Source organism: Salipaludibacillus sp. CUR1 (assembly GCF_021028955.1).
Lineage (GTDB): Bacteria > Bacillota > Bacilli > Bacillales > Salisediminibacteriaceae > Salipaludibacillus.
This window is the reverse complement of record NZ_JAIWPE010000020.1, coordinates 1-26,471: the sequence shown is the minus strand read 5'-3', so window position 1 is coordinate 26,471 and position 26,471 is coordinate 1. Positions and strand designations below refer to the sequence as shown.

Below are 26,471 nucleotides of genomic sequence, written 5' to 3'. Positions count from 1 at the left end.
AATGTTTGAAACTGCTCACATTAAATGTCCACTCTTGGCAGGAAGAAAATCAGTTGGAGAAAATCAGGCTGCTGGCTGAGACTATTCATAATAGAAGGTACGACGCTGTGGCTCTTCAGGAAGTAAGCCAGCATAAGGAAGCGCCCCTCGAGGAAGATGGCAGACTTCGGGCTGATAATTACGGACTAATGTTAAAAAATGAACTGGTGAAGCTTGGAAGCACAGACTACGAACTTTACTGGGACGCGGCCCATTACGGATACGTGTGGTATGAGGAGGGTGTTGCTCTCCTCGTGCGTCATCCCGCAAAGCAAATTGGATCGTTTTATCTCACTTCCTCCCGCTCGATGGATTTCTGGAAGACGAGAAAAATTATAGGCGGCGAATTTCTAATTGACGGTCAGCCGGTCGGCCTTTATTCCTGTCATCTCGGCTGGTGGGAAGATCAGGAAGAACCTTACAAAAACCAGGTAGACCGGCTCATTGAAAACGCAGGAAACTGCGAACGTTTTGTCCTGATGGGGGATTTTAACAGCCCGGACGTAAAAAAAGGAGAAGGTTACGACTATCTTCTTGGCAAGGGTCTTTATGATACTCACCGCACTGCTGAAAAACAAGAAGGGCACGCTACAATTGAAGGAGAAATTGCCGGCTGGTCTGAAAACTTAAATGGTTTAAAAATTGATTACATTTTTACTAACTGGCCGTCTAAGGTAAAGTACTCAAAAATCATTTTTGACGGAAAAGTCGAACCTGTCATCTCAGACCATTTCGGGATAGAAACGGAACTGGATTAGTCTTCTGTGGCGGCCTGTCAGCTCTGATTTAATTAAAACCCTGGTGTTTGCTGATTGATGAGGCAGGCAGCAGGGTTTTGATTTTATCTCATACTTCAGTATTTGATGCAGTAGCGGAGATATTTGATGCAGTACCCGTCGACAACTGATGCCGATCGCCCCCACGTTTGATACACTTCACCCGATATGTGAACACCTTGCTCTTTCCCCTTACATACTCTTTGGAAGGGCCTTCTCTCTATCAGTTCCAACCTCCGCAGTCTTTTTAATTCCTAATTTCCAGAAAATCAGGTAACCAACACAGGCGACCGTCACGAAAGTGAGGCTGCCTGTCGCGTTTATATAGACATCTAAAAGTCGGCCGGAGCGGTTGATTAAAAAATACTGGTGGATTTCATCGATCAGTCCAATGAACGTTGATGAAGCGGCCCCTGATAAACCGCGTTCCCATAAATTTTTTACGGAAGTTAAGAAAAAGATTAAGAGAGCTATAGCTCCGTAAATGACAAAATGGCCTGCCTTTCTTATTTGCAAGTCAAAGTTATTATGTAAGGAATAGGCAGCATAAAATGAGCTCTCAAGGTCAGCGAGAAACATTAGTGAAGCTTCTTCTTTATATACCGCCTGCACCAATAAACCATCAGTTGAAGCAGCCATTTCGGCTAAAGTGCTCATAGAAATAACCAGCAGAATAATCACAACTATTACAGCCCACGTACGCATAAATATCCCTCCTGTCTAGTAATCTATCTTTTCACATCGACAGGGAAAATATACCAGGGGGGAGGGCGGAAACAAAACAACCTCCCTCACGATCCGCTTCAGGAGATAGTGAGGGAGGTTGTTCAGTTTGAGGGAAGGTTTAGACAAACGAGCGGATGCGTTCTTCGAAATGGTCCCAGTTCGGGAATTCGTTCATGTCATATACTATAATGAATTCTTTCGGGAAGCGGTCCGGGTCGCCTCCGACGATACGGAACTTACAGTCCAGCTCTTCAGGCGTGGCAGCACAGGTGTAATATCTTTTTATAAGGTTAAACAGTTCTTCTTTAACTTCTTCAGCGGGCGCTTGGTATTGAGTTGAGAGGAGTTTCACTGTTTCGTTAAATTCACAGGCTGCTGGAATCAGATCATCATCACTGATATAACATTCGAATTGCAGATGGTCGCGTTTAATTATGTTTGCATTGTAAACAAGTAAGTAGAAAGTCCGGCACAGGTTGTAAAAGATCGAGGATTTCTTGTATCTCTCCAGTACTTGTTTGACAGGGGACGATGGGCAGATTTTTTCATCAGCTAGAAGCAACTCGTTGAATTCTTCCTTACGCATGCAGATCAACTCCCTTTTAATCATTTCAAGCGGCTTTACGGCGGGGGTGAAACAAAGGTGTTGTGAATGAGTGAGCATAATGGTGACATGCAGGTAGTTTAAAGTGAAATAAGTATCTATTTAAGGCTAAATTTTAATTAAGGTAAAACAAAAACATGGTTAATTTAACGGTGAGAAATTAAGGTACAAGTGCAGAGTATTGATAAAAAAACGCGGTAAAGTTAATGAGTTTGCATTTCGTTGCTTAGCACTAAAGGGCGAGGTTTTGTTTAAGTATAGAATAGCAGATTTCCGGGAGTCTGTCATTATATGGCTGGCTTAATTTATGGGGATTCGGTGAAGATCTCTGTTCGGATCACTTGCTCAAAATTAGATTTATTTTACAAATGAAAAGGGGATCAGGGGAGACTGCCAGGGAGAAATATTGGATAAAACTCTTTTAAAATAGAATTGACATAAAAGTAATTTAAATCTATAATTCTATGTAAACGATTACGTAACCGTTTACATTTAAGCAATCTTTCTGCTTTTTATTTTTGATTATTACGTAATCGATTACGTAAACGATTTTCTAAAGATTAAGGGGAGGAGGACGTGGAGATAAAGCAGGTCAGTTCAAATTAAATTAACCATTGAAAGGGGAATGCTTAGTGCCGTTAAAGAAAAGGAAAAGTGTGTTTATCTTTTTAGTATTTATGCTCGCATTTCAATCGTTAATTATTCCATTGTCCGAAAGGGAAGCAGCTGCTAATAACTCAGAAGCTGAGGGCACGCTGTCTTATGAAATTGAAAACCCTGGTTTTGAAACAGGTGATTTATCCGGCTGGGAAGTGATCGAAGGCGATGCTTTCAGTGATGCAAATGTGTCTTCAGAGGCAACCTACTGGGATGGGGTACCGTTTAGGCATAAAGGAAATTTCCATCTGTGGGGTGCTCTCAACGGAGGGGATGATAAAACAGGAAAGCTGAAATCCTCCCATTTTGAGCTGGCCGGCACCGGTACTGTGTCGTTTTTAATCGGAGGAGGAAATAACATTGATAAGCTTTACGTAGCCCTGTTTCATGCGGAAACTGGCGAAGAACTGATGCGGGCCACAAACAGAAGATGGAATGACAGTGCCGGGGAATCATATAACCGGGTGACCTGGGACGCGTCGGAGTTTTTAGGAGAAGAGCTGTATTTTAAAATAGTCAATGACCTTCAGGGTGGCTGGGGGCACATTAATGTAGATGATTTCAGAACATACTATACTGAAGAAGATGATGGTAATGGAGATACTCCCTCTGATTTACCTGAACTTGTGTCTCACTGGCCGCTTGACGAAGGAAGTGGGAACGTAACAACAGATACTGAGATGGACTATACAGACGCTATTCATTATGTGTTTAATGATGCCGTAGATAAACCATCGACAGACCCTCTTTGGAGAGAAGGCATTGTGAATAACGGTTTGTTATTTGACGGTTACTCTACTTGGATTGAGCGGGATCCAGAAGGTTTCGTTAAGCTAGATAACACCTTCAGCCTTGAAGCATGGGTGGCACCGAGAGCTTATGAGTGGGGCAATGAAGGTAAAAAATCAACCATTATTACCCAAAGTAATCGTAATTTTCAAGAAGGATTTAATCTTGGAATGGGGCGACATGGGAGCTGGGCTTTCGAAGCCGGAGTAAATGGGGAGTGGTTCGAAGTATGGGCAGATGAAGATGCACCGCTCGAAAAGTTCGAATGGTCCCATATCGTTGCTACATTAGACGGAAGCAGAAATGTAATGGAGTTATATTTGAACGGAGAAAAAGTCGGGGAGACTGATCTTCCGCGGAACGGCACATTTGTTCCAGCTTCTGAACCGTTGAGGATTGGGAAACATAATGAACCTGCGATAATTAACGGTGTTTTTACAGCGAATATGTTTAATGGCATGATGGATGAAATAAAAGTCCACGGTACAGCTTTAGGTGAAGAGGAAGTGAGCGAAAAGTACGCCGCTTATGCTGACGGCTTTGAAAACGGCGAACACCCTGATCCTTACCTGGATTACGATCGGAGCCGCTATGACGAAGACCGTCATCGGCCCCAGTATCACATGATTTCACCGGAACACTGGATGAACGAACCTCATGCGCCATTTTATTTTGAGGGCAAATACCATATTTTTTACCAGCATAACCCTCAAGGTCCTTACTGGAACCATATTCATTGGGGACATGCTGTCAGTGACGATATGATTCACTGGGAGGATATGCCGATTGCGCTTGCTCCTGAGGGAGGCTCAGTCTCGCCGGACGGTGTCTGGTCAGGAGACGCCACATTTGATACGGATGGCAATCCAGTTCTCCTATTTACAGCCGGAGATGACAGTAAAACGCCTAATCAGATGGTCGGCCTCGCTGAAAGTACGTTTCCTGAAGATGGCGATGTGAATCTGCCTCATTGGAACATGCACGATGAGCCGGTTAATGTTCAGGAGGAAAATCTTCATGCAGACGAAGGAGAGGTCATGTTCGGCCAGTTCCGTGACCCTTACGTCTGGGAAGAAGACGGAACCTGGTATCAGCTGGTAAGTTCGGGTATTATGGACGGCGACAAGCATGTAGGAGGGACAGCGCTCCTTTACACGTCTGACGATTTGTATGAGTGGGAGTATGAAGGACCTTTCTTTACAGGTGACGTGCAGCAGTATCCTGCTACAGGACACGTCTGGGAACTGCCTGTATTCCTGCCTTTAACTGATGAAGATGGCGAAGAGACAGGGAAATATGCTTTCTTTATTAATCCTTGGTATGACGGATACAGTGAGCACGACGTTAAGTATGTGTGGCACTGGATTGGGGAATGGGACCGGGAAAATAACAAATTTATCCCTGATCATGAAGAGCCACGGCTGTTTGATTATGGTGAGCATTTCACTGGGCCAAGCGGGTTTGAAGACCATGATGGCCGCTCTATTCTTTACAGCATCGCCCAGGATCGCCGCTCCGAGCAGGCACATTATGATGCAGGGTGGGCTCACAATGCCGGACTGCCTCTCAGTTTGTCGCTCACGAGTGAGAATGAGCTCGGGATTGAACCCATTGAAGAAGTTAAGAATTTACGAGGAGAGCAGTTAGTTTCAAAAAATAATGTGTCTGTGTCTGAACTGCAAGAAACACTAAGTCAGATACAGGGAGATATGCTTGAAATAAATGTGGAAGTTGAAAATGCGGATGCTGAAGCCTTCGGATTAAACCTCAGACAAAGTGATGATCTGAGAGAAAAGACGCTTCTTTACTACAATTTTTCAGAGGAAGCGTTAGGTATTGACCGAAACCAGTCGAGCCTCGACCCGGATGTGAGGAAAGGCATTCATGAAGGGGAACTTTCTTTAAATGATGAGACGCTTCAGCTGCAGATTTTCCTTGACCGTTCAATGGTTGAAGCTTATGCAAATGGGAAACGGAGCATCACGTCGAGAGTGTACCCGACGATGGATGCGATGGGGCTTGATATATGGAGTGAAGGCGGCGACGTGCAAATTTTATCCTTTGAGGTATGGGAAATGACGTCGGCTTACGGTGAAACTGTGCCGCCAATGGATGCAGATGTAAAAGAAGTTATCCCTCATAAGTCTCTTCCAAACCATGATTTTCAGACGGGCGATCTGTCCGGATGGAAGGTACTTGAAGGAGACGCATTCCAGGATGAGCACGTCACAGATGCTGACGGCTGGGGCTGGGGAGGTCCTTTTAACCAGGCTCATACCGGAGTTGACCCGCACCATTATCATTATTGGGGCTTTAATCCGGACCTGGGCGGCGATTCCTTAACAGGCGCCATGCGTTCAGAGTCATTTATATTAGGAGCAGACGGCAGTATTGATTTTCTTGTTGCTGGAGGCAATGCGCCTGACGAGCTGTATGTTGCATTAGTCCGGGCGGCCGATGATGAATATCTAATGCAGGCGACAGGGCACCAGTCTGAACAGTACCGACGGGTGCGCTGGGATGCGTCAGATTATATTGGAGAAGAGTTATATTTAAAAGTGGTCGACCGGAAAACGGACGGCTTTGGACATATTAACCTCGATAATATAAATGTGCCAGTCGATCTTGATACAGAATTTGAAAATGATCACTTGGTCACTTATTACGGGTTGGAAGAAGATTCTGATGAAGAAAAACCAGGCAGACCGGGTTATCCAGGGCAAGGCGGCCCGCCGGATAATCCAGGACCGCCAGGACATGCCGGACCTCCGGGGGGAGAAGGCCCGCCGGGGTTGAACGGGAGTAACCCGAACCGGCCTGATCATGCTGGAGAACCGGGAAGACCCGCAAACCCAGGAAGGTCTTTTGAAAGGTAAGAATCAGGTGAACCCTGTGAATAAAGGCGGTATTGCAAAAATAAAGAGAGCAGAGGAGAAACCCTTCTGCTCTCTTTTTGCCGAAAATTAGGATGGTTTTTGTATGTCGTCACTCTTATAAAAGATTTATGAGAAATTATTTATTGTAGGCCTTCGATATCATATCTTCCAGGTACTGTTTAATAGCTTCTTTACTTCCAGAGACTTTCTCGTCCCGGGCCTGGTCTTTATCTAATTTTTTACGTGCTTTACTTAGTACGTCGTCTTCCAAGTCTTTAGGTACGACAGTCACCCCGTCAGCATCGCCAATGACTAAATCGCCCGGCTGAACTGACACACCGCCGCAGGTGATTGGGACGTTAATTTGGCCGAGGCCGTTTTTTTCACTGGCAGCTATGGTGGTGGCTTTGCAAAAAACAGGGAAGTTTAACGCTTTACAGTCTACCAGGTCCCTGATCGCACCGTCCACGACAAAACCGTTAATTCCTAAAGTTTGAGCCATTCCTAATACAAAATCCCCGGCGACTCCCCGATAGGTATCTCCTTTTGCGTCAATGACTAAGACGTCACCTGGTTCAGCCGCATGAATCGCTTTTAAAACAGCTGAGTTATCTCCTGGAGAGGTTTTTACTGTTAAAGCGCGGCCTACCATATGATAGTCTTCCTTTAATGGTTTGATGGAAGGGTCTAAATTGTTCAAACCGTCCATTGCATCTGAGACAGCAGTCGTTGGAATAGCTTGAAATTCGTTAATCACAGCATCCGTCATTTCCTGATTCCTCCTAAAATGATAATCTACAGGTAATTATAATAGTTTTTTGACTATTTGCAATAATAGAGTCGAAGAGGGATCTGAGCTTCATGTGTTTAATAGTAAATTTATGAAAGAAACGTTGCAGTAAAAAATAAATAAAAAAAGCGGAAGGGCAGGGGCTAACATGGCTAAAGTCGGTGTGATTGGGCTTGGTGATATTGCGGAGAAAGCTTATTTACCAGTATTAAGTGAAGTTGAGGGTGTAGAAATTCATTTATTTACAAGAAATCAAGCTAAATTAAAAAAGTTGGGGGAGAGGTACCGTTATTCTAATTTGCATGACAGTCTAGATTCTCTAATCGGAAGCGGAGTTGAAGCCGCTTTTGTTCATTCTTCTACTGAATCGCATGAGGAGATTGTACGAGCGTTACTGGAGGCTGACATTCATGTGTTTGTAGACAAGCCAATAACTTATTATTACGAAACAGCGAAAGCGCTCGTTGAACTGGCAGACAGCCGTGGCCTGTTACTGATGACCGGGTTTAACCGAAGATATGCACCGAGTTATCAGAGGCTGAAAGAGATCGGCCAGCCCAATATGGCAGTCATACAGAAAAACAGAAGATCGCTGCCCGGGGAAGTACGCGAATTTGTGTTTGATGACTTTATACATGTAGTTGATTCATTGAGATACCTTTTCCCGTATACAATTGAAAAATTAACAGTTACCGGAAGAAAAAAAGACAGTGTTCTTCATCATGTGGTGCTGCAGTTTGAGTCTGCGGAAGGGACGGCAATAGGCATTATGAACAGAGACAGCGGGACAACTGAGGAGAAAGCAGAAGTCATGGGACCTGAAGAAAAAGGAATGGTTTATAATGTGGCGGAACTGGTGATCCGGCGAGGAAGAGAAGAAATAAAGCCTGAGACAAGTGATTGGGAACCAACCCTGCATAAAAGGGGCTTCGTTCAAATGGTCGCAGACTTTCTCCAAGCCATACAGACAGGAAAAGAGCCGTTAGTGACAAACCAGGACGGGCTCCTTACCCACGAAATATGCGAAAGAGTCATATCAGAACTGGAATAAAATGGGGGGTCTGACCCCTATGTGAAAAAAGAACACACCGGGCCCTGGGGACGCGGTGTGTTCTTGTTGTTATAGTGAACTGGTTTATCGTGCAGGCTGGTACTGTCCTGCTATTTCAACAGCCCCTTCCCAGCTGATCATGCCGCCGGACATATTGGTGGCATTAAACCCCCGGCTTTCCAGGAAGCTCGTGGCAAGGCCACTTCTTGAACCGGAACGGCAGACAATAATGTATTCCTCTGATTTCTCCAGTTCATGGAGTCGGTATTCGAGCAGGCCAAGGGGAATATTAATCACGCCCGGTATTTTACCTGCAGCTACTTCTTCCGGCTCTCTCACATCTATAAGAGTCATCTTTTTATTATTCTTTATTTGTTGTTCAACTTGTTTAGCTGATAGTTGGTTCATTGTGTCTCTCTCCTTCATAGTAATAAGCTTTAAACATAATATACCCAATAGGGTATATAAAGTCAAGAGGCATTACTTTTCCATAAAATGGGGGGTCTGACCCCTATGTGAACTGACCTCCATGTGAACCCCTGTGTAAACGATACAAAATGATCCCCTAAAAAATAGAAATTGTACTATTCGCGTGGTATAATCTACCATATGGCGGAGTATCACCTGCTGTAAAATTTAATAAAGGGAGAGGAAGCAAACGTGCAGGCTTTAGGAAATGGTAGTTTAAAAGAATTGGAGCGTGCTGCGATTGATGTGCTTAAGCGGTTAAGCCAATTTATTAACATAAATACAGTCTTCGTCACCAGGTATGAGGAAGAAAAAGTAGAAGTCATGCACTCCTTTAACCGGAACAGATTACTTATCGAGAAAGGCTTAATAATCGATGCTAAAGAGTCCTACTGTCAAGTTATTATAGACAGTGACAGGGAGTCTCTAGTTATAGAAGATATAACAAGCCATCCTACGACAGGAGAACTGGAGTTATCACAGGAATTAAATCAGGGTTCTCTGCTTGGAGTCCCCATTCATTATAATGATGGAAGGGTATATGGCACACTATGCGGACTGGATAATAATCCCAAAGTCTACAAGGAAGAAGAGATTGAACTATTTAAGACGATGGCGGGCCTTCTCGGTTATGTCATAGATTTAGATGAAGTGAACTGCCGGGTTCAAGATATTGGAACCCCCGTGGTGCCAGTGGACGACGGCGTAGCCATTCTCCCTCTGACAGGTGAGGTGGATGAGAGACGGTCGGAAATCATTATGGAGCAGGTGCTTCAAAGAAGTTATCAGGACGCAATTGAGTATTTAATTATAGATGTGTCAGGTCTGGCTATAGAAAATCATAATGTCAGCGATAATATCTGCAGGCTTTCTGTGTCAATCCAATTGCTTGGAGCGACGCCTATTTTAACCGGTGTGAGACCGGATCAGGCGATATTCTTTCACCACAGCGAATCACAAATTAACCGGCTTACTGCTAAATCAAACTTAAAAGAAGCATTGAAGTGGATCGGCTTTCAATTAGTGAAACCTGAATAAATGCGAGAATGACTTGGTTGATTTTTCCAGAAGAGCATTGAATTAGTCACTGGATTGGAAATCAGCCTTTTATTTTTTCCCTTAATAAGCTTTACCTTCTTTCTTCATTAAAGTCTGAGGCAGAGGAGCCCTATTATTTTAACTGTCACTGTTTAATATGTATAATAGATAAAAACTATTTAAGGAGGCTATTTATGGTTTCTCATAAAAGCAGGAAGAGTCACGGGGGAGATCCGGCTTCATTACTTATGCAGACAGCCCCGCGGATTTTCGCCGTTTCTCTTTTCAGCCTCCTTATTGCCGGCAGCTGGATGGGTGTCACGGAAGCTTCAGCCACAAAGGAGGTTTCCAATTTACCTGAGCGGGCGGAAGTCACTGATAAATACGGCGAATTTCAGCTCCCTCTTTTTGTTGAAGAAAGGGAGGCAGCCGAAATGGAAGCGATGGTTGAGGAAGCTCAGGAATCAGTCTATACCGTCATTACACCTGAAGAGCAGGGCTCCGGTTTTTTATATAACGAGGATGGAATAGTTATTACAAGCGCTCATGTTGTTCCGGAAGGAGTCGGCCTGATTACCGTTATGCCTGAAGAAGGGGAGTTCTATGAAGCGGCCTTGGTGGCGTCTTCTAAGTATATGGATGTTGCTCTTCTGCATGTTCCGGAACTTGAAGGGCAAGAGCCTTTTTCAATTGAAAAAAATGAAAGGCTGGTGCCGGGAGATCATGTGGCCGCACTTGGCAGCCCGGAAGGTGTAGAAGACACGGTAACCTACGGGGAAATTGAAGACGATAACAAACATCTGGTGATTAGCGATTATCACTATGAGAGTATTTACCAGATTTCCGCTGAAGTTGAAGAAGGGAACAGCGGCGGGCCTTTATTGTCAAAAGATGAAGAAAGTTTTGTTGCAATCAATGCGGCCACGGATCTGGAAAATCCGTCAATCGGCTACAGTGTGCCTTTAAACGATATTAAAGACTTAATTTATGACTTGCTTGACGGCTATTAATCAGTCAAACATCAAGGGAGAAGGTAAAATTGACTATTTTGCCTTCTTTTTTGTTTGAGCTCTGTTAAAGGTAAATGGCGATTTAAAACTCACAAAATCGTTTAACAGAGCCTTTGTCTTATAAAAATTTCCTTGTGTTAGCTGATGAAAGTAAAAATCTCTGTCGCTTTCATCCGCAACTTGTCGATAAATCTTAATAGGGAATAATTAACAAGCATTGTTTTTTATAAGACTGGTTATTTAAACAGGTGACTGCAGTACCATATTTATCGCAAAAAAAACAGGTCAAAAAGTGAGAGTTGTGTCGTCTTTCTTATATGGTTGTGCGCCTATAACCTGTATAATAGATAACAGCACTTTACAGTACTGGTAAATGAGGTGATCGCTGATGGATCAACAAGATTTTTTAAGAAAAATGGAAGACCATCTAATTTCAGATGATTATATAGTAAGAGACTTTGTTCTACATATAATGGAAACTAGTTACATAGGCACAGAGAAAACGTTCATGCTGGGCCTCGAAGCGAACAAAAAGAACTGGAATGAAAGAAAGACGAGCGAAAAACTGACCTATTTGAAGAAATTGCCGATGCCTGCCGAAGGGATGAAGCGTCTTCTGGCCGACCTGAGGGACGAAACGATTCCTGATGAAGAGCTGACGTACTACGGGGACTTGTTGAATCATGCCGATCCCTGTATCGTCGAAAAGTTTAAAGATGACATAGCGTCTGCCTATAAAGCCAGGGGAAAAAAGGTTCAGAATTTGAGTTTTTATACAGATCTCTGTACGGACCCGACCCACGTCGTATTGCAGAAGCTTCACACGGTCATTAACAGAATCGGCTCAAGAGAAGAATTTAACGAGAAGTATTATGTATTCGGCAAGCAGATGGTCGAATTAATGGCAAGGCGGGAACTTGTCGGGAGAACCGAGCTTATGCACCGTTTATACAAAATGAAGGGGAAAAGAAAGCTGGCAGTAAGAGACCTCTACGATATTACGATGGCTGGCGAATTAAGGCTGGAAGCAGCACTTCCGCATATCATGGCTCTTGTGGATTTACATAAGAAAAACGATTTGTTTTTAGAGGAATTCAGTGAGGCTCTTGTCAAAATCGGAACAAAGCAGGTGGTTAATGCAGTTAGATTGTGGTTTGATGACTCGCGTGTCGGCCTTTATGCGGTGGACATCGTAGCTAACATCAAAACCGAATATGCGAGAACCGTCCTGTTTGAGGCGTTTGAGCAGGAAGAAAAGCGTTCCATTAAAACAATGCTGGCAGCCGGCTTATGTGAACAGCTGTCCGACGAAGCCATTCCGCTGATCGAGTCGTTTATGGAGAACGGCTATGAAACGATGCTTCTTAACCTGGAAGAAGCGTTGTACTGCAACTGTGTCATAAACGGGATTGATCATCCGAAATTGAGGCAATGGCGCTCAACGGTTGAAGGAGTTGATCTGCAGGCAGGGGAGGACACACCGGCTGATGATGCGCCTGCTGAACCTGAAGAGTTCTCAGAAGCTGGAGGAACCTCTGAACCTGAGAGCGGCACAAAACCTGAGGCTGACGCTGAAACTGGTGAGAGCGACAAGTTTGAATATACAGCTGAGTCTCGGGATAGCGGAGAACAAGAGGAAAACAAAGCTACAGACGATAACACCGAATCTGAAGATACCTCTTCGCTGGAGGATCATACTGATACGGAAGGAATCTCTGAATCTGATGAACCTTCTAAGCTGGAAGAAATCTCTGAATCTGAAGAGATTGCGAAGCCGGCTGCACGAGAGGAAGCCGACCATGGCGAAGAACAAAACACCGCTGAAGAAACAGGCCGTGATTTTGAAGGCAGGACGGCGCCTGCAGCTAATCACAGCCCTGAAGATCACGAAGCCAAATCGGATCTCAAGCCCGAAACCAAACTTGTGCCTGAGGGTGATTCCCGTTCTGAACCGGCGTTCGAACGAGGGGCTGACGAACTCTCCGATGAAGCGACTGATGAGTGGGAAAGCGCGGATTCCGGCAAACTTGTAAAAAGTGCTGATGCGGTTAAAAAGGATGACGCCAGCTATTACAGAAGGCTGTTAAGTACCGCTTCCAAAAATAAATCCTCTTTATCTTTTGCAGAAGAAGAGGAACCGGCAAGGGAACAGCCAGATCCAGATGAGGTGGCTAATGACGATCAGGATGACCACCAATCGGCTATTATCCCATCTGGGGATGCTGGGATGCAAAGTGACGTGACTGTGGAGCACGCTCAATCAGACGAACGCGAAGAAGAAAGTATTCGGACTGAAGACAAGGCGTCTGAGGCTTATATAAGTGAGCCTGTCAGCGACTCTGAAGACAATATTGAAGCTTTAAATGAAGAACTCGATGAAGAAAATAAGGAATTGGCCGAAAAAGAAGCTTTAATTAAAGATGAAACAGATTTAACTGACAATAAAGCTGAACAGAAAGATAAAGCCACTGACAATAACCTGGTTGCCAGCAGAGAGCAAACGATAGATGAAGAAGCTCCAGAAAAAGAAAACATAGAGGATCCAGAAGCAAATGAACCGGCTTACGAACGGGCTTCCGGCCAAGAAAAGGAAGCGGATGAGGAAAAGCCGGGCAAAAACAGCCGGGAAGGCGGGTCTTCCTTGAAAACTAAAGGGCCGGTTCAGACCGGAATCGCCGCTAAAACGGAACCGGACGAAAACAGCAGCACCCTTGCGGACAATGACGCTCAAGTTGAAAGTGAAACGGATGCGGGCACCCCGGAACCGGGAGGAAGAAACGCGACCACTGAAAATGCTGAGACAGATGTCGGCAATGATGAGGATCAAGCGGTAAAAGCCGTTTTAGAATTAAAGGAAGCAAATGAGGAAAAACAGGATACTCCTCCTGAACCGGCTCAAAGGACAGAGTCTCCATCTGAAACTATGACTGAGAGTGAGTCCATACAAACTGAAGAGGTTGCCTCCGCTATAGAGATGGCCGTTTCTGTTGACAAACCGGCAGAGCAAGCGGAAGTGGAAAAATCTCTTGAAACGCCGGAAACTGTTGATTCGGCAGACAATTTAAATGAAGCTGAAGACGTTTCTTATTACGAAGAGACTGAAAAAACAGATTCAGGCAGCTTGTCACTGGAGCAGGAAGCCGCAGAAGTGGAAGAAGCAATTTCTGAAAACATGGCAGAGGAAAGCGTCCTGGAAGAGAACCTGGCCTCAGCTGTTGAGAGCTTGAATGGAAGTGAAGGGACACAGGCAGCTTTAAACGAACACACTTCTGTGGAAGAAGAAGCTTCCTCAGATGATGAGGCATCGGGTCAGACAGAAAGCGGCCAAACCAAGTCACGAGTCAGGTATCCTACTAATGAGCCTCAAGTGTCCTATGACGAGATAAAGGCAGCTGTAATGCGGCTGTATCAGGCTGGAATGGATAGCCAGTCACGCCGGAAAGAAATTAAAGTGGGACGCAATGAACCATGTCCGTGCGGAAGCGGCAAAAAATACAAGAAATGCTGTATGAGAGCATAAACAAGTTGAATAGTCATTTCAAGACCACACCCGTTTCGCCGGGTGTGGTTTTTTGTAAAGATTTAGAGAAGAAAAGGATGAGGGTGGCTTCAAGACTGTAGAAGCCACCACAGTAAAAAGGCCGGCGCCTGTGTTTTTCACAAGGCGCCAGCCGTAATCAAGTCATTTACTTATTATCCCATAAAAACTGCCATATCTTCTTCTACATTTGTCATACCGCTGATGCCGAATTTTTCAACGAGCACTTTAGCCACGTTTGGTGACAGGAATGCTGGAAGTGTGGGTCCAAGCTTAATGTCTTTCACACCGAGATGAAGCAGTGCCAGCAGAACAATAACCGCTTTTTGCTCGTACCATGCCAGGTTATATTCAATCGGCAGCTCATTGATATCATTTAACTCAAAAATTTCCTTAAGTTTCATGGCGACCACCGCTAAAGAATAAGAGTCGTTACATTGGCCGGCGTCAAGGACACGCGGGATGCCGCCGATATCACCAAGTGGAAGCTTATTGTAACGGTATTTAGCACACCCTGCTGTCAGGATAACTGTATCCTCTGGAAGGGTTTGGGCAAATTCAGTATAGTAGTCACGGGATTTCATACGCCCGTCACAGCCTGCCATCACAAAGAACTTTCGAATGGCCCCTGTTTTAACTGCGTCGACGACTTTATCGGCGAGTTGTGTCACCTGATTATGAGCGAACCCTCCAATGATTGTACCTTCTTCTATGCCGGTAGGTGCCGGTAACTTTTTCGCATGGGCAACGATTTCAGAAAAATCTTTTTTGCCGCCTTCTGTACGGTCCGGGATGTGTTTAAATCCAGGATATCCGGTTGCGCCTGTCGTATAGATGCGGTCGGAATAGCTGGCTTTCGGCGGGACAATACAGTTTGTCGTAAACAGTACAGGTCCATTAAAGCTTTCAAATTCCTCTTTCTGCTTCCACCAGGCGTTTCCGTAGTTCCCAACAAAATGATCGTATTTTTTAAATGCCGGGTAGTAGTTAGCCGGAAGCATTTCAGAGTGGGTGTATACATCAACCCCGGTCCCTGCCGTCTGTTCAAGAAGCTCTTCGAAATCTTTTAAATCATGTCCGCTTACTAAAATTGCCGGGTTGTTTCTGACGCCAATTTCCACTTCAGTCATTTCAGGGTGTCCGTAAGTGGATGTGTTGGCGTTATCGAGCAGTGCCATCACGTCAACACCGAATTTACCCGTTTCCATCACAAGAGCGACAAGGTCATCGACACTTAACGTATCATCCTCAGTAGCCACAAGCGCTTTTTCGGTAAAATCACAGATGTCATCGCTCTTATGTCCAAGATTTAAAGCGTGCTCAGCATAAGCCACCATACCTTTTAATCCGAATAAGACTAGGGAACGCAAGCTTCTCATATCTTCGTTGTCTGTTGCTAAAATTCCGACCTGTTTCTCTTCAGATTTAGTTATAAATGAATAACGGTGGCCGGACCATGTCGCGTAATCCGGGTAAAGGCTCTCCTTGTAAATACCTGCCTCTTTCAATGATTCTTTAATAGTCTCCCGTTCATGAAGTGCCTTCTCAATTCGTCTGATAATTGATTCATCATCAAAATTTGCGTTTGTAATGGTAGCAAATAAACCGTCCATAATTAACCTGTCTGTTTCCGGCCGGTTAATCCCCGCTTCGCGCGCTTGCTGATTAACTAAAGCCACCCCTTTAACTGTGTAAATGAGCAAATCCTGAAGATTTGATACCTCACTCGTTTTACCGCAAACCCCTGCCATCGCACTGCAGCCAACATTTTTTAAAGCTTCCTGACATTGAAAACAAAACATACTCATTATATATGCCTCCCCTTAGCTCGTTTGCTTATCTCTTCACATGTTAAGAATAACGCACACAGTAATAAATAGAGGTGACCTAAATCACAACTGGCCGGATGGTCACAAAAAAGTCAAAAAGCGGCAAGTGAGGGAACAGGTGGACAAATTGTTGAGTAAGGAGGCTGGTTCAGGTGAAAGCAGCTGGAGAAGGTGGTAGTTGGCACAGGAGAAGCTTGGACGGTGCTGAAATATAAGGGTAATAAACACTTAGTTGTGAAAAATTGAGTTTTAGGTGGGGGGAGCGGGGACAGGAACAGTGGGAAGATTTGGGAGATTTCGAAATATAAGGGGGCTAAGCACTTAGTTGTGAAAAATCGATTTATTGGCGGGGAACGGAGACAAGAGAATCACAGGTGTTGCAGGGGGCCTTGCATATACGTGAGATGGCCTGATTCTCAATCGATTGAGAGTTGGAGTGGCGGGTGAAATAGGAGAACCTTAAGAGGAGCCGACTATAAGAGGGGCAGGTAAAAATAGGCAAAAAAAATAACTGCCTGTTAAATAACAAGCAGTCTTATGGCTTTAATTTGTAATTAACTCTCCGTATGTTGCAGTGAGGCCTCATTGGTACAAGACTCGCAGCACTTCCCGTATAAAACAGAAACCTTTTCACAATCAAAATGATCGATGACAGACTCACAGTCTTGACAAATAATCGTACCCATTCAACTCCACTCCCTTTGATTTACTCTTTTTTGGTAACGCTTACTAAATAGCATTTTAGTATGTCACAATTAGAAAGTCAATGGTTTTAACGAAAATAATTGTATAATATTTTATATAATATGTCATACTATTAAGTTTTGTGATGTGATTAGAGCATCTTATTTATAAATGGGGGTGTAAGGGAGGGGGAGAGGATCAGGAATAAATGTTTTGTAACTGGCGGGAGTGCCTCAAATATTGAAGTGAGTGCATCAAATTCGGGGTGAAGTGCCTCAAATATTGGTGTGAGTGCATCAAATCCGGGGTGAAGTGCCTCAAATATTGAAGTGAGTGCATCAAATTCGGGGTGAAGTGCATCAAATATTGGAGTGAGTGCTTCAAATCCAGGGTGGAGTTGCATCAAAAATTGGTGTGAGTGCATCAAATCCGGGAGAAACCCCCTTCGTTGAGACACGCCGGCGCTTTAGATGTATGAGTGTGATTAGGTACAGAGTTATTTTCCATGAGAGTCGCTCCTTTAATTTTATTGTCTTTATGCCATTAACTGGTGCGCCGCGCGCGCGGGGGTTCAGCCTCTCCTTCTGCACCCCATGCCCATGCGGTGCATCCTAACAGCTGCTGCATGCGGCATACAGTATGAAAGAGCGTGAAATACTCTACCTTTTTATAAAATATTAAGAGTTGGTGTTACGTAATATGTAATACTTTTCACAAATCAGTATGCCGTATCATTACAAATAAAAATAACATCAAGTCGAAGGGGCTTGGTTGGTGAGGAGTTCTTATATTAAACAGGGTCGAGCTGAATCTTCCATCCATCCTCAAATTCAATAAGTCTAAAATGCGTGATTTCCCCTACAAGGTTTTCCCACCTGATGTAAGTTGGGATCGTACATTCAGTCTCTTCTATGTTACATTCAGGTTCATTAATGTCATAGGCAATTAACTTTTCACGGTCTTCCTCATTCACATGATCCTCAAAGTCTGAATAAAACTCATCTGTCCAAGCAGACGTGTCTAATATCTCTAGGAATTCGTCCATGTTAGCCTCTGTCTCAATAAGTGTTATGTATTCTTCTAACACATCGACAGCTTCGCTATCATTAGGGGAGGAAGATAGATATTTATTTTCCATACTATAAGCGGCTAGTCCAGCTCCCAATAATAAAAATAATATTAAACCTACTATTATGTTTTTCTTCTTCAAATTTTTTCGCCCCCTTTCTTCACCTAACTTTGACCGCATATACAGTTTAAAGGTGGGAAAAAATTACAACAATATTCAAATTAAAGGTTAAGGTCTCTTCTCACGAGATGACTCTTAGTAAAAGAACCATAAGCTCGCATTCCCTTTAAATTGATCGCCGCGTTATAAGTATAGTTATAACTAGTAACATATTAATACATTAATACTTAGTATTACATAATACGTAATCACATTAATGAATAGTATTCCGTACATTTGTTTAGAAAACAGTCAGCAGGTCAGTCATTATTTGTCCTCCTTTCTTGTGACTTCTTCGGTCTCTTTAAGTCTTTTCATCTTTTTCATACGTCTCTCCTCTTAGTCTCTTTTTTTCTTTTCTTGTTATTTATGGGTCGACGGGTAGTCCCTGATATCGTTTTTGATCCTGGGCATCCACCGGTCGGGAGCCCTGGGACGCGAGGGAATGTAGGCGAAAACGTAAATGGAATTTTTCCGTTTATAACAATAGTTATACTGAAAGAAAGGATTCAAAGGTAGGTAGAGGATGGTTCGGCGCTATTGAGTGACATGTCATGAGAGGAGGCATCATCCTTTTAATTGGATTTTGTAGTAATTAAGACCAGTATATATACTTAAAAAGGTCAAGAGGCGGAAGAATTTGGATTTAGAACCTTTGATTTAACCCTACATAAGAAGGAAGTTGCGGAGACTAGTAGACTACTGAAAGACGAATTGCTATATTGATTTATTGTCCAAAAATACTTAAAATTATAAGGAAATGACATAATGAAAAATATTAAAAAAGCTTTAACACTCTTTTTGTGCGGTAATGATGTTGTCGCTCGCGTTCATTTCAGGAGGGACAACATTAGCAAATAATAATGCTACTTTTAATTTTAGCGGTGAAGCTCTGGAAGCGTTAGAAAAGAGCGTGTATGTTAACACACTAACTAAAACAGCTCATGTGGATAATGAGAAAGCTTTAAATTATTATGAGTTTAACAATGATGATTTAGAGCTAATTCAAAATGAGTTAGATAATCTAAATGATTATCAAATACAAGCAATGATAGATCACGCCACTGCTACTTCTGAAGGTGAGATGCAACCATTAGTCGCCCCTGCTATTGTTTGGGGAGGAATAGCTGTTTTAGGAATCTTTACAGGGACCGCATTATACTTCTCTCCAAAATATTTGAATCATGTAGAGAAGCAAAACTTAATTAATAGATGTTATCGATATGGGTGGCACGACCTCAATAGATTCTGGAGATATTGGTGGTTTACATGGCGCACCAAAAAAAGCATGGTGGAAAATGTCTAACACGTACAGTTTCGAATGTGTTAAATAAATGATAAATGAGGTGTTATTTATCGACTTAGGGGATGTTTTTTTACTTGTAATTATAGGGGTAATTATAGTGAGTATAAGTATGTTAGTATATACAACTATAAAAGGGCCGTCTTAAAATAAGATTGATAAAGAGAGGAAAGCACTTTAAAAAGGTGTTTTCCTCTTTTTTATGTTAATGACTGCAAAGATTAAGAGTGGTACCTTTTTTGATTCTTTTCTGAAAGGAAGAAAAAATGAAGAAAATAGACGGTTTTTTGTAGAAACGCAGTCACACCAAGGGGTTTGAGGACTTTGAAGACCGGGCAAGGGAGAACTGCGAGCCGTTTAAGAGTAAACTTACGAAGACATCGGTCAAGCGGGGATTGCGGGTCACAAACGGGAAATATTCGAAACGAATGGATGATATGGGATACAGAAATTGGGTGGATGAAGACGAATCGCCGGCAGACCGCCGCCAATTTGAAAATCTTCTCAGGTGGAACATCGCCCACAAAAATTATCCTCTGTTGAAGCCGTGTATCAGTATCGATCGCGCCTACGATCCGGAGAGCGAACAGCTCGATTACACGATCGATCTGTACGGGGATAAACGCGTGGTGAAACACGGCTAGCTATATGTCAACCGGGGAGACTATTTGATGCTTTACATGCGGATGTATCTGGCGTACGAGGATCGCAGCAACCAGGTCCAGGTGACTTGCCAGATCGTCATTTAATAAAGACGATTTGTATAAAAAGCGCACATCATCGGGCGCTTTTTTCTAAATCTAAGAGCTGGATTCCATGAGCGAAATTTCATCCTGTACATACTCTTTGAATGTCTCATTTCCGGTCATGTCAAACACGCTGATGGCTGTCGTCATGTAGGTTAAAGCCTCTTTTAAGTTGTTGTCTGATAGTAAATAAAGACTTTTCCCTTTTTGGAAGTAAAGCTCCCCTAATAAGTATAGTAATTCATGGTTTATACAAATCGCTATGCCTCTTGACGACCGGGTCATGGCTTCCTCATACGCCTTTTTATTGATTGAATTCTTACTGGCGTTAAAATAAATATTTATCATGATTTTCGGGTCAATGTTATAAGGGGCGGTTTCGATATAGTTAATCAGATCAGCCACCACGCTCTCTGAGTCGTCTAACTGGTGATTGATGGCCAGTAAAATCGCTTTTGTGTTTAGAATTTTAAGCTCAACTTCTGAGTAAAGGTTATCTGCGGTCGTTGATAAATTAAGCGCTTGGTTAATTTTTTGGAGTGCCCGATCGCTTTTCCCTGACAGATGAAGGGTGCAGATACCTTCTCGCCATAAAAGGATTTGCTGAAGGTGCGGTGTTTTAAATAACGGATTGTGCTTTTCGATAGCGACTAAGTCCAATGCCTCTTTGTAGTTTGTTTGACGGATGGCTTTATCCAATTCTTTTAGCACCATATCCACATAATCGTGGGTAGGCGATTCCGACATCCCAAAGAAGTAATTAATGTCCACCCCAAGCCGGTCGGCGATTTGGTATAGGACATCGGCACTTGGCTGGTTTCCCCCCATTTCGATTTTACTAATCATTGCTTGAGAACAAATACCTACCGCCAACTCTTTCTGTGATAAATTTCTATATACTCTTAAATCTTTGATTCTCCCGCCAATGTTGAACTCCATCCGGTTCCCTCCTCTCTCTCAAAAAGTTTTTCTGAATATAACTATTTTTTTAACACTACCCGAAAAATGGAAAAAATAAAGGAAATCTGCTAGATAACCTCCTCATATATGCCCACATTCTATCTACACAAAAATGCACAATGTGACAAGATAAGGCTGAGAAAAATAGATGAGGGGGGACAGAAAATGAAAAAAGGTCTTTTGATTACAACAATGGCAGTCACACTTATGGTATTTGCGACAATGGGTAGTGGGGAGCCAAGTGCCGTCATCCAACCGCTCAAAGACATTCCATATATACACTTATAATGTACGTGTTACCAATGGATCGGTCAAGAACCGGCTAAATACCGGGGCGTAAAGGTTGTTTAGATTTATGAGTTTTTGGGAAAAGTTTCAGTTTTCAACAATACAGTTCTTTTTATTGATTACATTATCGCCCATATTGACTGGGTTTTTTCAAAGTAACGTTATTTGGTATTTACTAATGGTGATTATAATGTCTTTAGGGAATGCTGGGTTTGAAACATATCTTCATTGGAGGAACATGTCTCTTGAACGTAGAGCATTACTTATGTGGGCAGTTACATTACCGTTAAACGTTATTATTATGGTGTTGTTTGTGACGTGTGTATTCAGATGATAACTGACGAATCTGGTGGGTTGATAAAGACGTAGCCTAAATGGTTACGTCTTTTTTAATTTAATGTGTGGGATGGCGACAACAGTCGCTATAGTATTCTTTATTCGTGATTATTTAAAACAAAATCTAATGATACTAGATAGGCAGAAGGAGGTAAATCACGGGCCGTTCAGGATACAATGTAACTATACAACAAATATCAGAACGGGGAATGCCAGGACGATGATTCATATTAAAACGACGGACGCAAAGTATTTTAAATTTGATGAATTCAGAAGAGAAATCACGAATTATGAGGGAGATGGCACCAATGTCGTGATTCCGGCGACGATTTTCGGGAAGGAGGTGGTATCCATCGGACCGGACGCCTTCTGGAATAAAGGGTTGACCTCGGTCTCCTTCCGCCGACGCTGTCGGTCATTGGGTTTTACGCCTTTGCGTTTAACAAACTCAAAGACGTGCGTATTCCGGAAGGGATCGCCCTGATCGAAGACGGGGCGTTCATGCACAACGAATTGGAGACGCTAAAGATCGGAGAGAATCTGTTTACGATCTCGCATTCCGCCTTCCGGCATAATAAGCTGTCTAAGCTGGTGTTGCCGGAGAGCACCCAGGAAATTCAGTCTGATGCGTTTGGTGAGAACCCCTTGACCGAGTTGACGTTTGAAGGAATGCCGACGTTTATTCACCGGCACGCCTTTAACCTTGGTACGAAGGAGATGGCAGGCGTCAAGGTCAGAGGGATGTACAATAAAAGTCTGGAGGACCTTCTAGACCATCACGCCACTTACATCGATAGTTTTCGGGCACTTCGTGACCGCCCTAGTTAAGTGTGCATGGCCATCGAGGGAACGGTGGTCAGATAGATACCCATGCGTCTGATAGGGGATTGGCGTTATCTAATCTGAAAAGAAAAAATAGCCCTCGCCCATTTGCCGAATAGGGGGCTATTTTTTTGTGTTAAAACTAGCGACAACGACTGCGATTAGCGCAATGGCGATAGATACATTTTTAGGAGAGTTAGAAATTAAGTGGAGTAGGTTTATTTGCATTATCGAGATTAATCAGTCATAATGTACTTACGTAAGTACGTATATATATTTTCTGCATAGATTACACTAGAGAGAGGAGAATTTATGAAATGAGTGTGATGAACGTGAGAAATAATGAAGTCCGCAAAGTCAACCGCATGGGAAACAGTCTCGGTATTGGTATCCCAAAGTCGATTATTGATACACTTGAGTTAAAAAAGGGCGATGAGCTCCAGTTTAACTTAGATGAAAACAATCGAATTGTATTGGAGAAGAAAAGTAAGCTGGAGGATAGGGTAGACCCAGAGCTTCTTGAGATGTTGGCAGAAACCTTTGAAGAACACGATAAGGTGTTCCGACATTTAAGGGATCGATAATCGATGGAGTATATATCGTATAAAGATGCTGTACTCGTTCATTATTTAATGATGAAGCGTTACGGTGAAGGAGAGCATGCCGGGGTAAAAAACGAAGGCTTGTTGGAATCAGCACTTCATCGCCCGAAACAAACTGTTTTTGGAGAAGATGCTTACAAGACATTGTGGGAAAAAGCGGCCGTGCTCTTTCATTCTATTTCAAGAAATCATGCGTTTCATAATGGAAACAAACGGACGGCTCTTGCGGTAACAGAGATCTTTTTAAAGAAAAACGGATATAAGTTTAACCATGAATACAATCAAGAGATTGAAGATTTTACCGTTGATGTGGCAAGAGGAGATTTGGACGTAGATGATATTGCCATACGGATTGAATACTACGCCGTAAAGAAATGAGAGAGGCGCCCTTATTTAAATAAGAAAAAACCCTGCGGCATTATATGCTGTCAGGGTTTTCTTTTGCTTCGGTATAAGAGCGGTAGCGGTACAGCGAAAAAGGATGCGTCAAATGAAAATAGCTCTGGATGTCTTTTTCATCATCACCACGTAAGACATGATTCAGGATGCAGCTGTTCCGTAAGTGCTTCGCTGACAGCTTTCGAAATCGACAGAATGATTATCAGTACGATTACGACTACACCCAGCCTAAACGGCTATCGGTAAGAGGTATACAGGAAATGATAAAAGATGAGGTGCAGCTCGCCGGTCTTGTTAAAGGCGACAAATAACGGGTCATCTGACCCTCGCTGCGGTCTTTTGAGGGGGGCGATGGTGTGTAAATACGCACGGATGGGCTGCATGTGGTCACCGGATAACTTATAGACCGGCTCCGGGTCGTATGGCTCAAGCGCAATCGTCGACTGCCCCATAGTTATCATGCTCATATTAAGCAAAGACACGTCTTTGGGGCGAAAGACTTTGTACCTGATGAGATGCACGATCGCCAGATTTCTGTGAATCAGGGTATCTCTTGCCACTGATCCGATTGGCTGCTTCATGGATGTGAGTAATCTGTGCATTTCTTTTGTCTTAATAAAGTCGCTTGGTTTTAAAGGGGGCGCTTGATAGGCTTTCGTGTGGTCTGGCGGCATGGCATGATCCAGACGATAATAGGCCAGCAATCGTTTAATCGCAGACATGTGGCGTTTAATCGTGACACGGCTGTGTTTCTTTTTGATTAAATGTTCCGTATACGACGTAATATGCGCCGCGTCGAGGTTTGTTTGGTGATCGTGACAAGGTCAGCCCCTTTTTCGTGCATGGACCGTTTTTATAGAAGATGAGTAATTTATTTAATGGCATGTTATTAAATCGACGGTGAGCGACTAACGAAGCTCTGCTCGTTTATTTGCTTATCACTGGGGAAAAATCCTGTTTACAGAGCTCTCATTATGTACCCACCCCTCTAATTTGATTCCAAAAGACTCATTTATAACAATACTTATAATGGCAGAAAGAATTTAAGGATATTGAAAGGATGTATCCTCTTCATTAAGTGGCAAATCGTGAGATAAGGCTCTATCCTTTTATATGAAATTTGTAGCATTTTTTTCCAGTATATATACTCAAGAAGACTAATAATTTAATTAAATTCAAATCTTGCATGATAGGGGGTAGTTCTTATGCGATTCAAAGGCACATAGAGTTCGAAGTGGTTTATAAAGAAGAGATTGGAAAATATTTCTTGAAGTGACATTTAACCAGAATAATGAATTCACCACAAAAATACTATCTTGACACTATTTAACTCATATATCTATTTGTAGAACTCATTATAAGAACAAAAATAATGTCATTTTGAGAGAGTTGCTCTTTACCTATTTGAAAGAAAAAAATTGAAAATTACTGGAGGGGTTTATTGTGTCGAAAATGAAAAAAGCTTTAGTGCTCTTACTTATTTTATGTGTAGGTACTTTGCCATTTTCTAGCGTTTCTGCACAAGGTGACGATACTCAAGATATTGTTGAAGTTACAGGTGATAAAGCTGAGCAATGGGTCGATGTAACACTAACTGCGGTAGCAGACGGTGGAATTGAGAATATCGCTCCTGAGTCTGCTTTTGGTTTAGAAGACTCGACTGTTTATACTGTCGGTGGTGGTGTTACGGTTGTTTCAGTTCCTTTGCATGGCGATTATAGCCTTCCTAGTAACATAACAATATTCTTAGATGAGGAAAATACTGTATTGCAGGTAAATGAAACGCTGATTTCAAAGAATGAGTTAGGAAACTTCCAGGTTGATACGTATTTGGATGGTTCAATTGTAAATTCAGAGGATACTGGTATCGCCTACATGACAGATGAGGAGTTACTTGCAGAAGAACCAGTTGCTGGAATCCAACCGATGGGTATAGGATCAGTCGCAGGTTGTCTTGCAGGGGTACTTGGTGTTGGTGGTACGATGGCTACTGTTATTGCATATGCGTGTGGCGGGTCGTGTGCGGCACCTACACCAGTGACGGCTAAAATATGCGCTGCGTGTATTGGTGCCTATGCCACCCTTGGTAGTGCTGGTATTGGTGGAGTAGTAGCTTGTTTCGCTTATGCGTAAAGAGTGATTCTATGCATACAATTTTAGCGTTATTAATTTTAGGGATGGGGCTATCTGGTGCTGTACTAATCATCTCGGTTTCTCTGTTATTCAACCCCCCAATAGGAAATATATTGATGATAGTTACTGCTAGTTCCACAACAGCTTTTGCTATATTCGCAATTTCGGCTGTAAGGTTTCGTAGGCAATTAGATGAAATAAGAGACTGATATGACACCGTCTTAATAAGGTCGGGATTAAGGAGCAGGCAAATTTGTCTGCTCCTTATGATTTTAAATAAAAAAAGGCAACCCGAAGGCTGCCTTTTTGTAAATCAGATCATCGAACATGCCTGCATGGCTTGGAGGGAGTGCATCAAATCCAGGGTGAAGCCAACATAACCAGGACGGAGTTGCCCTACTTCGCTCCATCATTCACGATTTAAGCAACATTCACCCGGTAATATCACCTCTCCAGGCTGTTTTGCCACAATCCCCGGCCGATGTGCCACAATATAGATAAAGAATGTCACAATAAGTTCAAAGTGCCACAATTCCAGCTCAAAGTGCAACAATCCTCCCCTAAAGTGCAACAATCCTCCTGCGCTCTCCCATCCCCGCCCTGCGTCCATCTGCAACACCCGAGCCCCACCCCTTCACGCATCTCCTATTTCCATAAAGTGGGGGGACAGACCCAGTAGCCTTGCATGAATGGAATATAATGTAATTTTGAGTTTACAAACACAAAAAAAGCTCCTATTGTAGAGGAGAGACCAATACTTGTTCCCAATCCTCTACAAA

22 protein-coding genes and 1 pseudogene are annotated in these 26,471 nt (G+C 43.0%); 13 read left to right on the top strand and 10 right to left on the bottom strand.

The features are described from left to right. The first annotated feature begins 5 nt into the window (after nt 1-5). Nucleotides 6-797, top strand: a complete 792-nt coding sequence (locus K8O68_RS04655; protein ID WP_230895777.1) for an endonuclease/exonuclease/phosphatase family protein — start codon at nt 6-8, stop codon at nt 795-797. A gap of 210 nt (nt 798-1,007) precedes the next feature. Here the strand turns inward: K8O68_RS04655 and K8O68_RS04650 are convergent, their stop codons facing one another. Together K8O68_RS04650 and K8O68_RS04645 are read right to left on the bottom strand one after the other, a co-directional pair. Then, on the bottom strand, nt 1,008-1,520 hold the full coding sequence (locus tag K8O68_RS04650; protein ID WP_230895776.1) for a VanZ family protein: 513 nt from the start codon (nt 1,518-1,520) through the stop codon (nt 1,008-1,010). A 139-nt stretch (nt 1,521-1,659) separates the two neighbouring features. Then, a complete protein-coding gene (locus K8O68_RS04645; RefSeq protein ID WP_230895775.1) occupies nt 1,660-2,127 on the bottom strand; it encodes a hypothetical protein in 468 nt (155 codons plus the stop codon). A 650-nt stretch (nt 2,128-2,777) separates the two neighbouring features. On the opposite strand from K8O68_RS04645, the gene K8O68_RS04640 reads away from it, so the two are divergent. Then, nucleotides 2,778-6,467, top strand: a complete 3,690-nt coding sequence (locus tag K8O68_RS04640) for a GH32 C-terminal domain-containing protein (protein ID WP_230895774.1) — start codon at nt 2,778-2,780, stop codon at nt 6,465-6,467. A 136-nt stretch (nt 6,468-6,603) separates the two neighbouring features. Here the strand turns inward: K8O68_RS04640 and K8O68_RS04635 are convergent, their stop codons facing one another. Next, nucleotides 6,604-7,236: an RraA family protein gene (locus tag K8O68_RS04635; RefSeq protein WP_230895773.1), complete on the bottom strand. Its 633-nt coding sequence runs from the start codon at nt 7,234-7,236 to the stop codon at nt 6,604-6,606. A gap of 169 nt (nt 7,237-7,405) precedes the next feature. Between K8O68_RS04635 and K8O68_RS04630 the strand changes: the two genes are divergently transcribed. After that, complete coding sequence (locus tag K8O68_RS04630; protein WP_230895772.1) at nt 7,406-8,308, top strand: Gfo/Idh/MocA family protein; 903 nt, start codon at nt 7,406-7,408, stop codon at nt 8,306-8,308. Nucleotides 8,309-8,392: 84 nt separating this feature from the next. On the opposite strand, the gene K8O68_RS04625 is transcribed toward K8O68_RS04630, so the two are convergent. Continuing rightward, nucleotides 8,393-8,716 (bottom strand): rhodanese-like domain-containing protein, encoded by a 324-nt coding sequence (locus K8O68_RS04625; RefSeq protein WP_230895771.1) that lies wholly within the window; start codon nt 8,714-8,716, stop codon nt 8,393-8,395. A 252-nt stretch (nt 8,717-8,968) separates the two neighbouring features. On the opposite strand from K8O68_RS04625, the gene K8O68_RS04620 reads away from it, so the two are divergent. The 3 genes and pseudogenes from K8O68_RS04620 to K8O68_RS04610 all read left to right on the top strand — a co-directional run. Then, complete coding sequence (locus K8O68_RS04620; protein ID WP_230895770.1) at nt 8,969-9,814, top strand: GAF domain-containing protein; 846 nt, start codon at nt 8,969-8,971, stop codon at nt 9,812-9,814. A gap of 194 nt (nt 9,815-10,008) precedes the next feature. Continuing rightward, nucleotides 10,009-10,824 (top strand): S1C family serine protease, encoded by an 816-nt coding sequence (locus K8O68_RS04615; RefSeq protein WP_230895769.1) that lies wholly within the window; start codon nt 10,009-10,011, stop codon nt 10,822-10,824. Between the two features lie 3,433 nt (nt 10,825-14,257). Beyond that, a pseudogene (locus K8O68_RS04610) lies at nt 14,258-14,344 on the top strand (SEC-C metal-binding domain-containing protein); the annotation flags it as partial. Between the two features lie 173 nt (nt 14,345-14,517). Here K8O68_RS04610 and hcp read toward each other — a convergent pair. From hcp to K8O68_RS04590, 4 genes are all read right to left on the bottom strand, one after another. Further along, entirely contained in the window at nt 14,518-16,170 is a 1,653-nt protein-coding gene (gene hcp / locus K8O68_RS04605) for a hydroxylamine reductase (protein ID WP_230895768.1), read from the bottom strand. Between the two features lie 575 nt (nt 16,171-16,745). After that, nucleotides 16,746-16,877, bottom strand: coding sequence for a GapA-binding peptide SR1P (locus K8O68_RS04600; protein ID WP_230895767.1), 132 nt, complete (start codon nt 16,875-16,877; stop codon nt 16,746-16,748). A gap of 149 nt (nt 16,878-17,026) precedes the next feature. Then, the gene (locus K8O68_RS04595) at nt 17,027-17,302 is read right to left on the bottom strand and encodes a hypothetical protein (protein ID WP_230895766.1); all 276 of its coding nucleotides are present in this window, start codon (nt 17,300-17,302) and stop codon (nt 17,027-17,029) included. A 363-nt stretch (nt 17,303-17,665) separates the two neighbouring features. Next, nucleotides 17,666-18,085 (bottom strand): hypothetical protein, encoded by a 420-nt coding sequence (locus tag K8O68_RS04590; RefSeq protein WP_230895765.1) that lies wholly within the window; start codon nt 18,083-18,085, stop codon nt 17,666-17,668. An 829-nt stretch (nt 18,086-18,914) separates the two neighbouring features. Here K8O68_RS04590 and K8O68_RS04585 point away from each other — a divergent pair. Together K8O68_RS04585 and K8O68_RS04580 are read left to right on the top strand one after the other, a co-directional pair. Then, entirely contained in the window at nt 18,915-19,409 is a 495-nt protein-coding gene (locus tag K8O68_RS04585) for a hypothetical protein (RefSeq protein ID WP_230895764.1), read from the top strand. A 392-nt stretch (nt 19,410-19,801) separates the two neighbouring features. Beyond that, nucleotides 19,802-20,050, top strand: a complete 249-nt coding sequence (locus tag K8O68_RS04580; protein WP_230895763.1) for a hypothetical protein — start codon at nt 19,802-19,804, stop codon at nt 20,048-20,050. A gap of 156 nt (nt 20,051-20,206) precedes the next feature. Here K8O68_RS04580 and K8O68_RS04575 read toward each other — a convergent pair whose 3' ends face one another. Next, nucleotides 20,207-21,091, bottom strand: a complete 885-nt coding sequence (locus K8O68_RS04575; RefSeq protein WP_230895762.1) for a helix-turn-helix domain-containing protein — start codon at nt 21,089-21,091, stop codon at nt 20,207-20,209. A gap of 186 nt (nt 21,092-21,277) precedes the next feature. Between K8O68_RS04575 and K8O68_RS21390 the strand changes: the two genes are divergently transcribed. The 4 genes from K8O68_RS21390 to K8O68_RS04560 all read left to right on the top strand — a co-directional run bounded on the left by K8O68_RS21390 (nt 21,278) and on the right by K8O68_RS04560 (nt 23,538). Then, nucleotides 21,278-21,400, top strand: coding sequence for a hypothetical protein (locus tag K8O68_RS21390; RefSeq protein WP_255717014.1), 123 nt, complete (start codon nt 21,278-21,280; stop codon nt 21,398-21,400). 744 nt (nt 21,401-22,144) lie between these two features. Continuing rightward, complete coding sequence (locus K8O68_RS21385) at nt 22,145-22,564, top strand: leucine-rich repeat domain-containing protein (RefSeq protein WP_255717026.1); 420 nt, start codon at nt 22,145-22,147, stop codon at nt 22,562-22,564. Between the two features lie 311 nt (nt 22,565-22,875). Then, entirely contained in the window at nt 22,876-23,142 is a 267-nt protein-coding gene (locus K8O68_RS04565; RefSeq protein WP_230895760.1) for an AbrB/MazE/SpoVT family DNA-binding domain-containing protein, read from the top strand. Nucleotides 23,143-23,145: 3 nt separating this feature from the next. Next, nucleotides 23,146-23,538 (top strand): type II toxin-antitoxin system death-on-curing family toxin, encoded by a 393-nt coding sequence (locus K8O68_RS04560; RefSeq protein WP_230895759.1) that lies wholly within the window; start codon nt 23,146-23,148, stop codon nt 23,536-23,538. A gap of 257 nt (nt 23,539-23,795) precedes the next feature. Here the strand turns inward: K8O68_RS04560 and K8O68_RS04555 are convergent, their stop codons facing one another. Further along, the gene (locus K8O68_RS04555) at nt 23,796-24,281 is read right to left on the bottom strand and encodes a hypothetical protein (protein ID WP_230895758.1); all 486 of its coding nucleotides are present in this window, start codon (nt 24,279-24,281) and stop codon (nt 23,796-23,798) included. Between the two features lie 721 nt (nt 24,282-25,002). Here K8O68_RS04555 and K8O68_RS04550 point away from each other — a divergent pair. Beyond that, nucleotides 25,003-25,692: a hypothetical protein gene (locus K8O68_RS04550; protein WP_230895757.1), complete on the top strand. Its 690-nt coding sequence runs from the start codon at nt 25,003-25,005 to the stop codon at nt 25,690-25,692. Nucleotides 25,693-26,471: the final 779 nt, after the last annotated feature.